The following is a 12842-nucleotide window of genomic DNA, read 5'->3' as shown; positions in this document are numbered from 1 at the left end:
AAAAGAGCGTTTTAAAAGATTTAGGTCTTTAAAACCCGGTGGGTTGTTCATGGGTGATATATGAGAGCGCCGACGAACAATCGACAAGGCGGGGTTTCGACCGAAGCTGTCTGAGCCCCGGTTTATCGGGGAGAGTTCTGCCGTGCCTGCCGGTAGGCAGGGAGAAATAAATTGTGAGGGAAATGAGCCGAAGTTGTTTGAGCTCCGATTTATCGGAGCGAGTTCTGCAGGCGCCTGAACAACCGTACATTTTGGAGCCGTTCAAAAATGATCGGCCGTCCTTCTTTTGCTTCGTTTTCTTGGACGAGCAAGACCTGCCTGCCGGTAGGCACGGAAATGAAGGAGAATAAAGTTTCGCAATGACGAAAGGGGATATAAAGACTATTTAAAATAGTCTTTAGCCACCTTTTCTCCCAATTTTTCCAGCAACTCTTCTGCTCTTTCCATTGCTTCTTCAACCGAACCGGCAATATCCATCAAGGAGTAAATTTTTTCAATGCCGTGCTCCTTAAGGATTTCGGCCCCCTCGCCCACCTGCCCGGCGACGGCGATGGTTGGAATCCCCATGCTTTGAGCAAGCTCTGAAACTCCAACAGGGGTTTTGCCGCAAGCAGTTTGGCTATCAATCTTTCCTTCGCCCGTGATGACAAGGGTCATTCCTTTCATCCTCTTTTTTAAATTCACAACTTCTATAACAAACTCAACGCCTGAGCGAAGTTCGGCTCCCAAAAAAGCCATGAGCCCCGCGCCAAGGCCTCCCGCCGCGCCGGCTCCGGGAACATCTTTTATATCGATACCTAAATCTCTCTTTATTATCTCCACGTAATGAGAAAGCCCTTCGTTCAGCTCCGTCACCATGGCCGGGGTTGCCCCCTTTTGAGGCCCATAGACATAAGCCGCGCCCTTCGGCCCGCAAAGAGGATTATCTACATCGGATGCCACGATAAATTTTGTCTCTTTTATCCGATTATCCATGAAAGAAAGATCAATTTTAGCTATCTCTTTAAGAAGCAAGCCGCAACCAACTTCAAGTTCCTTGCCCTCAGCATCAAAAAATTTTACGCCGAGAGCCCGGGCCATGCCCATTCCTCCGTCGGTTGTGGCGCTGCCGCCTATGCCCACAATAATTTTTTTGCATCCCTTGTCTAAAGCGGCCTCGATGAGTTCACCTGTTCCATAGGTGGTGGTAAGCATAGGATTTCTTTGTTTTTCGGATAAAAGATGAAGTCCGGAAGCAGCCGCCATCTCAATGACAGCAATTTTTTCTTTGAGTTGGTTCCCAAGAATTCCGAAGTAAGAATTTACCGGTTCCCCTAAGGGGCCCTTTACACAAACCTGAATAATTTCGCCCGCGGTGGCATCGACCAAGGCCTCAACGGTCCCTTCCCCGCCATCTGCCATAGGACAGATAAAAACTTTGGCTTCGGGCGCAATATTTTCAATCCCCTTTTTTATCCCCGAAGCAACCTTTTTAGCGCTTAAACTTCCTTTAAATTTATCTGGCGCAATTAATATTTTCATAAATTTTTAAAGAGACCTTAAATTTTGCTCCAGGCCTCTTCTTTTTGTCCGTTTTCTTCAAAACCATTAAACATTTCAGAAATTGTAACTATTTCATAACCCTCTTCTTTAAGAAAATCTATGACAAGAGGGAGAGCTTGAACAGTATTTGTCCGTTCGCTTACCTTGCACCCGAAGAGTGAGCCACTATCATGAAAAAGAATAATGGCCCCGTCTCTAATAAAAACTTTAATCCGCCACAAAATAGTTTTCGGCTTTACTTTTCTCCAGTCAAGCGTGCTAATTGTCCACAAAATTATCTTGTAGCCTTCTTCAACCAAAATCTTCCTGGCCGCGCTCCCACAAACACCCCGAGGAGGCCGAAAAAGCCGCGTTCTTCTGCCCGTAGCTTCCCAAATAGCCTTATCGGTCTTTCGAAGCTCCCTTAAAACAGTTTTTCTGTTGGAAACAGCTAATTCCTTGTGGTTATAAGTATGATTTCCGATATCGTGGCCTTCATCAACAATTCTTCGGGCAATTTCGGGATATTTTTTCACGTGTTTGCCGGTTACAAAAAATGTTGCCTTAACTCCCTTCTCTTTCAAAATATCAAGAATTTGAGGAGTACTCTTTGGGCTGGGGCCGTCATCGAAGGTGATGCTAACAAACGGACCGTTCGACCCTCGGCGAAACACTTCTTTTTGGGAGCCAAAACCGTGATACTCATAAAAACTTGAAAAAATCGAGAATATCAAAAAAAAGATAGCGAAACCAATTAAATAAAGCTCTAATTCTTTGCCCACCCTAAAAAAGAGCTGACCGGTAGCGGTTGCTCTAACAAACACGCAGCCCGCGAGCACGAGAGCTAATCCATATAAAATTTTTGGCAAGAAATATTTAAAATAGTTTTTCAAAAAATATCCCCCATTAAGATTAAACTACCGCCAACCACAGGGCTTATTTTGGCTCCGGCATGGTTGTATTTTTTATATCTTCGAGAGGGAACCAATGGTGTTAAAGGAATCGACAAACATTTTATAAAGAGGTATATTCCACACACACCCGGCTCGGTTTTGCCAACTAAAAAGACGCGAACATGCTCACTCTTTCTCTCCTGTACAAACTTCCTTATAATTTACCTCTCTATATAAATTTACTTTTCTTCCTTCAATAAACCCAATCATGCTTATTATTAGAAGGTTGTCCGTTGTTTTACTTTATCCCCTCTTTTGTTATCCTTATTGAAGAAATTAATAATGACACTTTACAAGAAGGCGGGAAAATGAGCAACTTTGAAAAATGGCATATTCAATATATTCCCTCAATTGAAAAATTTCTTAACACTTCAATTAAGTCAGGATTAAAAGAGGCAGAGGTAACAAAAAAACTCCAAATTCACGGGCCAAATGAGTTGGTGGAAAAGGAAAAGCTATCTCCCTTGCGTCTTTTGCTGTCACAATTTAATGATTTTATGATTTGGGTTTTAATTGCCGCCGCGCTTGTAGCGGGATTTTATTTAAAAGAGACGATAGACGCGGCGGCAATTTTTGTAATCTTAATCTTAAACGCCATCCTTGGTTTCGTTCAAGAATACAGAGCCGAAAGAGCTTTAGAAGCATTAAAGCGCCTAACTGCTCCCAGTGCCAGAGTCTTGCGGGATGGAAAAGAAAAAGTCATCCCCACAAGGGAGATTGTCCCGGGAGACATGGTTTTACTCTACGCGGGAGACAGCGTATCGGCGGATGCGCGGATAGTTAGCTGCTCCGCCTTCTTTGTGGATGAGGCCTCGTTAACCGGCGAATCGCTCCCTGGACAAAAGACTCCTGAAACTCTCAGCAAGCCCGGCCTTTCTTTAGGGGATAGAATAAATATGGTATATATGGGAACTACGGTAACCTCCGGGAGAGCAAAGGTTTTAGTGGTAAGCACGGGGGCCGCTACCGAGATGGGCAAAATTGCCGAATCCATAGACATCCCTCAGGAAAAAACTCCTTTGCAAATTGAGTTAAAAAAAGTTGGCGAAAAGATAGCTCTCATTTGTTTGGGAATCTGCGGAGTAGTTTTTTTAGCTGGCGCCTTAAACGGAAAAGACCTCCCCTTAATGTTCTTAACGGCCGTGAGCCTGGCCGTTGCGGCTATTCCTGAGGGCCTTCCGGCTGTTGTAACGGTATCGCTCGCTCTGGGTGTTCAAAATATGGCTAAGAAAAACGCTCTCGTCAGACGTCTCCACGCAGTTGAAACATTGGGCTCAACAACTATAATTTGCACCGATAAAACCGGAACGCTCACCTTAAATAAAATGACTGTTCAGCCAATTTATCTGTCGGGAGAGATGCTTCAATTAAAAAACAACGAACTTACCGAGAGCGTTGAGGGCAAAGCCGTTCCCATGAGAGAAGATCTTAAAATCCTTCTTAAAATTGCCACCCTCTGCAACGACGCCAAGATATCAGGTGACTATGTTTTCGGGGACCCAACTGAAGTTGCTCTCTTAAACGCAGTTGAAAAAATAGGCTTTGTCAAAGACGAACTCGACCAACAATTTCCTCGAATAAACGAGATACCTTTTAATTCCGAGCGAAAAATGATGACAACCATTCATGAGATTAAAGATGGTTGGCCGCAAATGAAAGAAACCGAGCTGGTTGCCCTGACCAAAGGGGCTCCGGAGGTTGTCTTATCTAAATGTTCTTCCTTGCTCGAAAAAGAAGGAGTAAGAACGCTCGAACAAAGAGATTTTGAAAACCTCTTAAAAACTAACGAGGCTTTAGCCGGTAAGGGTTTCCGCGTTTTAGCTCTCGCCTTTAAACCTTTGCCTGAAGACTCTAAAACAGCGGAAGCATCCTCTATCGAGAGTGAGCTCGTTTTTGCGGGGCTTGTGGGTATGATTGACCCACCCAGAGAAGAAGTTTACAAAGCCATAGAAACATGCAAAAAAGCTCATATTAAAGTAGTAATGGTAACGGGCGATCACAAACTTACAGCAAAAACCATTGCTGAAGAAATTGGTTTACTCCATCAGGAAAAAGTATTAAGCGGAGAAGAACTCGCCCGTCTTTCAGAAAACGAATTAGCCGAAATAGTGGAAGATATTGGCGTTTATTCAAGAGTTGCCCCTTTAGATAAGGTAAAAATCGTCGAAGCACTTAAAAAGATAGGCCACATTGTTGCCATGACAGGCGACGGCGTAAACGATGCCCCTGCCATAAAAAGAGCAGATATCGGCATAAGCATGGGCATAGTCGGCACCGATGTAACTAAAGAAGCGGCCGACATGGTTCTGGCCGACGACAACTTCGCCACAATTGTAACCGCTATTCATGAGGGACGTTTAATATTTGACAATATCAAGAAGTTCATTCACTTCTTATTATCTTGTAATGTCAGCGAAGTTCTAACCATGTTCTTGGGAATGATGGTCTGGGGGGAACTTGCCCTTTTACCTGTCCAAATTCTCTGGATGAATTTAATTACCGACGGCTTGCCCGCCCTTGCTCTGGGAATTGACCCACCCTCACCCAATCTTATGAGGAAGCCCCCTCGAAAAAGAGACGGGGGCATCTTGACCAACCAGGCTTTGTACAAAACCTTGCTTCAGGGAATTGTTTTAACAATCTGTTCTTTATCTGTTTTTGTGGCAGGGCTTTTATGGTTAAAATTACCCTTAGCTAAAACACAGACGATGACATTTACATCACTTGTCTTAATCCAGTTGCTTCATGCGCTCAACTTTAGAGCGGGAGAAACATCGATATTTTCAAAAAACTCCTTCGCTAACAAATCTTTGTTGGCAGCCATAGGGGGCTCTGCTCTTTTACAGCTTTTAGTTATTTACTTCGCTCCATTTCAAAACATCTTCCACACTCAACCATTGAGGTGGCAAGAATGGGTGGTAATGGTTGTTCCGGCGCTTGTGGCTATGCTGCTTCTAAATTCCACAAAAAGATGGATTAAAGAGAGATGATGTAATGGTTAAATACATCTTGACTACTCTAATTCCATGGATTGAGTTACGGGGAGCCATTCCTTACGCTGTAAAAAATAATGACTTAGTCGCCATTCCTTTTATTATTCTTACCAACATCCTTATATTTTTTCCTGTTTACTTTGGACTGGAAATGTTTTACGTGCGTCTGAGCAAGAGGGCCTGGCTAAAGAAACGACTCGGCAAGATTAGAAAAAAGGCGCGTCCATATGTTGAAAGATATGGGCTACCGGGACTTATGTTGTTTGTGATGATTCCCCTCCCGGGCACCGGTGCCTACTCAGGTTCAGCGGCCGCTTGGTTGCTTGGTTTGAAATGGAAACCATCGTTTGGGGCAATCTTTGGAGGAGTTGTGTTTGCCGGGTTTTTAGTCTTTTTGTTAAGTGTGGGTTTTTTTAACGGGTTCTCGCTCTAAAGTTTTAGTTACGACGATTTTTCTCAAGAGCAAACTCTACTATCTTGCTCACAAGTTCAGAAAATTCAATGCCAGCTGCTCGAGCCGCATCGGGGAAGAGACTTAACGGAGTCATTCCGGGGATGGTGTTTACCTCAAGAGTGTAAGGCGTGCCATCGGCTGAAACAATAAAGTCCGCCCTTGAAAACCCTCGGCAGCCCAATATTTCATGAATACGCACGGCCATTTCTTGGGCCGCTTTTCTTTGCTCCTCAGGAATCCGAGCCGGAATTATGTGGCGGCTTAACCCCTCGGTATATTTGGTTTCATAATCATACATTTCGCTATTATGAGTTATTTCAAGAGTGGGCAGGGGTTGTGGCTTCTCGTTTCCCAAGACACCGACTGTAATCTCCGTTCCTTCTATAAATTTCTCCACTAAAACTTCTTCATCGTATTCAAACGCTGTTTCTATGGCTTCCGGGAGGTTTTCTTTTTCTTTTATGATGCTCATGCCAATTGTTGAACCTTCGTTGACCGGTTTTATAACTAAAGGAAGGCCTAACTTTTTCGGTAAATCATCAATTATCTCTTGTTTGTTTGCTTGAAAAGAGCGATGTGTAAATACCTGAAAATCCGGCGTCGGGATTCCCTCCGCCTTAAATATCCTCTTTGTGGCTGCTTTGTTTATCCCAACCGCGCTTGCCAGAACGCCGGAGCCCGTGTAGGGAATGTCCAATAACTCAAGCATACCTTGAACTGTCCCGTCTTCGCCATACCGGCCGTGAAGCGCAACAAAGACGACATCGGGACGCTCCTTTTTTAAGTTTTCAACAACATCTTCATTTAACTCTATCTTAAACGCGGGGTAACCGTTCTGAATCAAAGCTTTATAAATTTCTTCGCCGGTAACTAAAGATATTTCGCGCTCTTTCGAGCGACCGCCAAGCAAAACGGCAACTCTTGGTTTTTTTGATTGGTTCATTAATTTCCTCTAATTAAAAAGATTACAATTATGCCTCGTGTAAATCATATTTTTTGAGATCGGCCCGAAGAGATTCTATTTTTTTCCAAGCAAGCTTTTCCTGAAGACCCACCAGAATCTCCGCTTTTTCAATCAAGAGATCTAAGTTGTTCTTTGCCTTCTGAACAAGGTCTTCGGTTAAATCTTTGGCGCCCTCAGCATATTCGGTAATTTGCCTTCTGGTAGTTGCTCCAGATTGGGGGGCAAGAAGCAGCCCGGCAACTATCCCTATAGCCGCGCCGGCAAAAAGACCTATGCCAAACTCCTCAAAACCAAATCTTCTTTCATCGCTCATTTTTACCTCCCCATTCAAAATGATTACGTCTAAGTTTCTTTAACACGTTCATCCACAATAATATATAAGAGCGCAACAATTGCAAACATTATGATGGCGGCCGCGGCGGCCGCTCCCGTATCATTAAAAATAAGGGCTGCCAAAGCCCCTAAAGCCGTTCCGCTAATCCCTCCGATTAAATTTGGATATTTTTCACGCAAGTCCTTCAAGAGCCCCGTAGGACGCAAGAATAAAATAGGAAAAGCCACTATTGTAGCCAATAAAACTCTGGTCCAAACAGTATAACGCATCCCTTCGTAATTCATGGCAATCTTACGCTGGATTATCTTTATTACCTCAGTTATTCCTCCCTGACGTATTAGGGCAATGCTTCTTCCAATGTGAGAACCAAACTCGCCCCGCAATAAATCTATGCCCACAAAGAGAGATATCCCTAATAAAATACTAATTAAAATATAGCCAAAATGCTTCTTCTTCAAAGACCCTTCTTTAAGAATAAGGAATGTGGCGCCAAAACCAACAATTGCCGCAATGGTTCCCCCCACATTTGCCCCAAGGGCAGGATGCCCGATTATTACAATCAAGAAGAGAAAAATAAGCCCAACGACTAAATGCCAAAACTTAGAGTTAAGATTCCGCTCATCCAAAAAAGAAGTTATGCCAATTATGCCAGAGCCCAATAAAATTCCCATATATTCATTTCCAATTCCATAGAACCGAGCTCCAATATTGGGACAATATCCCAATATTGACCCTCTCACAAGATTCCAGCCCGTAAAAATGTCAATCACCAAGACACTGACTGTAAGAAAAGAAATCATTATTATGGGAGTCAGGGGTCCGCCTTTTAAAAGACGAGCTCCTAAAAGAATGAAAGCCGCAATTGCAGAAACACAGATAATTGGAACCAGAAGCACGTTATATTTAATCGGTGCAAAAAACTCAAAAGCAACAGGGATGCTGATAAGCCAAAGCAGAATAAGTTGAGCGCTTTGTAAGATTTTTTTCGGGATAACCTTAATGACAGAAAAAAGAGCGGTTAGCAATACCATTATCGCTACAAAAGTAACATAAGCCGTCAACAAAGGAACTCGGGCTTGAGATTTGGTTTCAAATCGCTTGCTTAGATTGTTTATATATTCTAAGCCTGCTTCTTGATTAAGAATAGTCGCGGGCCTTCCTAACAAAAACTGCGGAGAATTAGCGCCTAAAAAATCGAGCACTGTGGGAACAATATCTGTATTATCAATAATTCCCGGCCACCTTGTCGTCTCTGAAATCAAAAGCCCTTCCGTAGTAGCGCTTCCTGATATAATTATTGGTGCAAGAAAATTATTATTTTTCCGGGCCTCCTCAGATGTCGCTGGAGCAAGAACAATTAACAGTATTTCTCCATTTTCAGCACTTAAACTAGTAAACAGTCTCTCAACATACTTATCCGCAAAAGTAATTGCGGAAAGTTTATGCTTGGTAATTGCTTCCTCCGTAAAAAACCTTTTCTCTTTTTCGAGTCTAAAAGTGTCACCGAGTTCGATAGCTAAAAAATCGGCTGTCTGTAAAAGCTCGGTTGCTTTTGAAAAAAGCTCATCGTAGTTGGTCATTATTCCCATGTTGGAATCAGTCTTTACAAGAGAGCGATCAACATCGCCTTGTTGAACTACTCCTTTCTCATCCATAGCGATTAATGATATCTCTCTATGATATTCTTTCGCACTATCCGCATTACCTAAAACAGCTACTTTAAAACCAGCTTTCTTAAGCGCTTGCCCTAAGGCCCCCGGTACTGAGTCCCTTGGAATAGATTCCGAGTTGCTAATAATATTGGCTATAGCAAGGTTAACTACCCCATCCCGAGGAGCTAACTCGCCCGTCCTTTGAAAAAAAACATCAGCAGCTGTAAGGCTATCTATATATATTTCAGACGCATTGAATGCTTGTCCGCCACTTGCTCCAGCTTTAGCTTTTGAGCCTGAACCGATGGAAAGATAGGTATCATAGGGGTTAAATGTACTGGCTGTTCGGCAATTCATGAGGCCTACTGCCCCCTCATCAGCAAGTTTTTTAAAAAAAAGAGGGTTTGCTTCAACTAATTCATCTGCGCTCAGATTGTTGATAACGACAAGAACAACTTTTTTGTTCCCTTGCGCAAGGGCTCCGTTCGGAAATAAAGGAAAACAAAAAGATGAAATTAAAAATAGAAGAAAAACAATTGACCAAATTTTTTTTAATTTAATACGCGAGGAAACTATTTTCTTCACTCCTTCTGCCATCATAGGATTGATGTTTAAAATTAGCTGCTTTAAACTTAAAGAGCTTAAGTAGTTCGCTCCAGCCCTTTTGCCAATTTTATTCTGACGAAGCTTTGTCATTTAAGGCCTGGCATATCCTCTCAAGGTCATCTAAGGACTTGAAGCTGATTTCTATCTTCCCTTTCTTGTGAGTCATTTTTACTTTAACTTTTGTTGATAGGCGTTCGCTTAATTTTTTTGCTATCGTTTTAAATGCTTTGGGTTGAAGTTGTCGGGGATGCTGAGCATGGCTACCCGAAAATTTCAATAACCTAACCATGTTTTCCGTCTGTCTTACAGACAAACCATCTTGAATAATTCGATTGGCCAGGTCTATCTGCTTTTTCTCGTCCTCAAGCGAAAGCAACGTTCTAGCGTGTCCTGAAGACAGATTGCCTTCTTCAATTAGTTGCCTTACTTCTTTGGGCAGTTGAAAAAGTCTCAATGTATTGGTTATAACCGTGCGGCTCTTGCCCACAACCGCCGCCAATTCCGCTTGGGTAAGATTAAATTTGTCAATTAGCTCTCTGTAGGCCATCGCTTCCTCCATTGCGTTTAAGTTCTCTCTTTGCAGGTTCTCTACTAAAGCAAGTTCAAGGGATTCAGCATCGGAGGCTTCTTTGACAATTGCCGGTATCACCTCGAGGCCCGCTTCTTGAGCCGCTCGCCAACGCCGTTCTCCCGCTATTAACTCATAACTTAATCCTTTTGGCCTTACAACTATTGGTTGAACCACGCCGTGCTCTTTAACAGAAGTCACAAGCCCTTGGAAAGACTCCTGCTCAATGCTTTTACGTGGCTGATAAGGATTGGTTGCAATTTCTTTGATGGAGATTTGTTCTAATCTAAGGCCCCCCTCTACCTGCCCACCTGATGGAATTAAAGAGTTTAATCCTTTACCTAAACCCCTTCTAACCACGCTTAATCACTTCCTTTGCAAAATTTTTGTAGGCGACGGCCCCTTTACCGCTGGGATCATATATAGTAATTGGTTGGCCAAAACTGGGAGCCTCGCTTAATCTTACTGTTCTGGGAATTATAGCTTTATAGACCTTGTCCTGAAAATATTTACAGACCTCATCAACCACTTGTTGAGAAATCTTGGTACGAGTGTCGTGCATGGTCATTAAAATCCCGGCTATTTCTAATTTAGGATTCAAGTTTTGTCTTATTAGTTTCACGCTTTCCATTAACTTACCAAGACCTTCCAGCGCGTAATACTCACACTGAATTGGTATTATTAGTTGGTCTGCCGCGGTTAAGGCGTTCACCGTTAAAAGGCCCAGCGAAGGAGGGCAATCAATAAGTATATAGTCATAGTCTTTTTTGAGCGATGCGAGAGCCCGTTTTAGCTTGGTTTCCCGTGACATGGTTGGAACCAGCTCTATTTCCGCACCGGCAAGCTGAATGGTGGCAGGAATGATAAAAAGACCTTTTATTTGAGTAGGTTCAATAGCCTCAGAAACAGGAGCGTCTTCAATAATGACGTTATAAACACATTTTTTTCTGCTAGCTTTATCTAAGCCCAGTCCACTCGTGGAGTTCCCTTGGGGATCCAAATCTATTAAAAGTACTTTCCTTTTCGCTTGGGCGAGACAGGCTCCTAAATTAACGGCCGTGGTGCTCTTGCCCACTCCCCCTTTTTGATTAACGATAGCTATCGTTTTCGATTTCTTTCCCATTAATTCACCTTATGTTTCTGCTAAAAACTAAATCAATAATCTGATTCTAGCAAAAAGACATTATTCCTCTCTTTTTCTCTCTTTGGTTTCCACAAAAAACTCTTTTCCCAATGGCCTTTTAGCCGGAATGCCGGGTCTCCGAGGATATTTTTTAGGAGAAGGGGAGATTTTTTTAACCAACACTAAATACCGCTTAGCCTCGAGAAAAGGCACCTTCACTTCTCTCGCTTCCTCGATTTGTCCGCCTACAGCTTTAGCGGCCATCCTTCCCTCGCCTATTTCTTTATCAAGCCCCCTGCTCTTCTGGGCTATAAACAACCCACCTAACTTAAGCAGAGGCAACGCATATTCCACTAAAACCGAAAGAGGCGCAACCGCTCTCGCTAAAACCAAATCAAAAGCTCCTCTATTGTTACTATTTATACCATAATCCTCAGCGCGGCAACAGACCACGGAAATTCCTTTTAAATTAAGACACTCGATAGTTTTTGAAAGAAAACTTGTCTTTTTCTTCGACGAATCGAGCAGCGTCAATTCTATTTCCGGATATGCTATTTTTAAAGGCAATCCGGGGAAGCCTGCTCCCGTGCCAATATCTACCACTTTTAATTTTACGCCAAAATCGCAAGCTTTCGCGCAGCTTAAAGAGTCCAAAAAATGTTTAATTATAATCTCTCTATTGTCTGTTAAAGAAGTTAAATTAACTTTCTTGTTTTCTTTTTTTATTTCTTTAAGGTAAACCTCAAAAGCTTTCTCTTTGCCCTCATCAAGCTCGAGTCCAAGCTCTGACGCTCCTTCCCGCAAAAGGATCTGTAATTTTTTTCTCATACCTTCTTCTCGCTCCTCACTCTTTGCTCAAGATAAATCATAAGAGCTACTATGTCGGCCGGGGAGACCCCGGATACTCGAGATGCTTGCCCCAGAGAGTGCGGTCTTATTTTTGAGAGCTCCTCTCTGGCTCGAAAAGAGATGCCTAACAGCTCGTGGTAGTTTGTGTCGCCGGGAATAATTTTTTTCTCGGCTCGTCTGTGTTTCTCAATTTGGTCCATCTGACGTCTAATATAGCCTTCATATTTTATATCCATCTCTACGTGTTTTTGAATCTCACTCGATACCCCGTCGCCGGAGGGACAACTAACAAATGCCTCCGGACAAAGTTTTTCAAGGTGGCAATATCTTATTTCGGGACGACGCAAAAGATCGGCTAAGAAAACGGGGTTTTTAATTGGCGTGCTCTCAATTTCAGCCAACACTTTGTTAGTGTGCTCGCAGGGAAAGACCTTTGTGCTTTTTATCTTTTTAAGCTCCTTTTGAAGGGCCTCCTTCTTTGTCTCCGCTTTCCTTGCTCTCTCGTCGGAAATTAATCCAAGCTCATGAGCTATCTTAGATAACCGCGAATCAGCATCGTCTGAGCGTAAAACCAATCTATACTCAGCTCTTGATGTATACATTCTATAGGGCTCATTTAGTTCTTTTGTCACAAGGTCATCTATAAGAACGCCGATATAGGCCTCTGAGCGATCTAAAATGAGGGGAGTTTTTCCTTTAACTTTAAGGGCGGCATTTATGCCGGCCATCAAACCTAAGGCGGCGGCTTCTTCGTAGCCGGTTGTCCCTATCACTTGCCCGGCCATAAATAAACCATCAATAGTTTTTGTTTCAAGAGTTGGTTTA

11 protein-coding genes are annotated in these 12842 nt (G+C 42.9%); 2 read left to right on the top strand and 9 right to left on the bottom strand.

From position 1 onward, the window contains the following. Nucleotides 1–381: 381 nt before the first annotated feature. On the bottom strand, nt 382–1521 hold the full coding sequence (locus Q7U95_RS08630; RefSeq protein ID WP_308753668.1) for a glycerate kinase: 1140 nt from the start codon (nt 1519–1521) through the stop codon (nt 382–384). 17 nt (nt 1522–1538) lie between these two features. Then, nucleotides 1539–2414, bottom strand: a complete 876-nt coding sequence (locus Q7U95_RS08625) for a polysaccharide deacetylase family protein (RefSeq protein WP_308753666.1) — start codon at nt 2412–2414, stop codon at nt 1539–1541. 293 nt (nt 2415–2707) lie between these two features. On the opposite strand from Q7U95_RS08625, the gene Q7U95_RS08620 reads away from it, so the two are divergent. Continuing rightward, nucleotides 2708–5464 (top strand): calcium-translocating P-type ATPase, PMCA-type, encoded by a 2757-nt coding sequence (locus Q7U95_RS08620; protein WP_308753665.1) that lies wholly within the window; start codon nt 2708–2710, stop codon nt 5462–5464. Between the two features lie 4 nt (nt 5465–5468). Then, nucleotides 5469–5900, top strand: a complete 432-nt coding sequence (locus Q7U95_RS08615; protein ID WP_308753663.1) for a small multi-drug export protein — start codon at nt 5469–5471, stop codon at nt 5898–5900. Between the two features lie 4 nt (nt 5901–5904). Here Q7U95_RS08615 and Q7U95_RS08610 read toward each other — a convergent pair whose 3' ends face one another. The 7 genes from Q7U95_RS08610 to Q7U95_RS08580 all read right to left on the bottom strand — a co-directional run. Next, entirely contained in the window at nt 5905–6864 is a 960-nt protein-coding gene (locus tag Q7U95_RS08610; RefSeq protein WP_308753661.1) for a D-alanine--D-alanine ligase, read from the bottom strand. A 28-nt stretch (nt 6865–6892) separates the two neighbouring features. Beyond that, entirely contained in the window at nt 6893–7198 is a 306-nt protein-coding gene (locus tag Q7U95_RS08605; protein ID WP_308753659.1) for a YtxH domain-containing protein, read from the bottom strand. Nucleotides 7199–7227: 29 nt separating this feature from the next. Further along, complete coding sequence (locus Q7U95_RS08600; RefSeq protein WP_308753657.1) at nt 7228–9567, bottom strand: hypothetical protein; 2340 nt, start codon at nt 9565–9567, stop codon at nt 7228–7230. Further along, a complete protein-coding gene (locus tag Q7U95_RS08595) occupies nt 9545–10405 on the bottom strand; it encodes a ParB/RepB/Spo0J family partition protein (RefSeq protein ID WP_308753655.1) in 861 nt (286 codons plus the stop codon). Before Q7U95_RS08595 ends, Q7U95_RS08600 begins: the two co-directional genes overlap by 23 nt. Further along, entirely contained in the window at nt 10398–11168 is a 771-nt protein-coding gene (locus Q7U95_RS08590; RefSeq protein ID WP_308753653.1) for an AAA family ATPase, read from the bottom strand. The genes Q7U95_RS08595 and Q7U95_RS08590 overlap by 8 nt, the downstream gene beginning before the upstream one ends. Before the next feature lie 60 nt (nt 11169–11228). After that, nucleotides 11229–11996 carry a 16S rRNA (guanine(527)-N(7))-methyltransferase RsmG gene (gene rsmG, locus Q7U95_RS08585; RefSeq protein WP_308753651.1) on the bottom strand — a complete coding sequence of 256 codons (768 nt, stop codon included), beginning with the start codon at nt 11994–11996 and terminating at the stop codon, nt 11229–11231. Further along, a partial coding sequence (locus tag Q7U95_RS08580; protein ID WP_308753649.1) for an FAD-dependent oxidoreductase occupies nt 11993–12842 on the bottom strand: 850 nt, incomplete at its 5' end. The genes rsmG and Q7U95_RS08580, both read right to left, overlap by 4 nt.

The organism is Candidatus Oleimmundimicrobium sp. (assembly GCF_030651595.1).
GTDB lineage: Bacteria > Actinomycetota > Aquicultoria > UBA3085 > Oleimmundimicrobiaceae > JAUSCH01.
The sequence above is the reverse complement of the archived record's forward strand: the minus strand, read 5'-3'. Positions and strand labels throughout refer to the sequence as shown.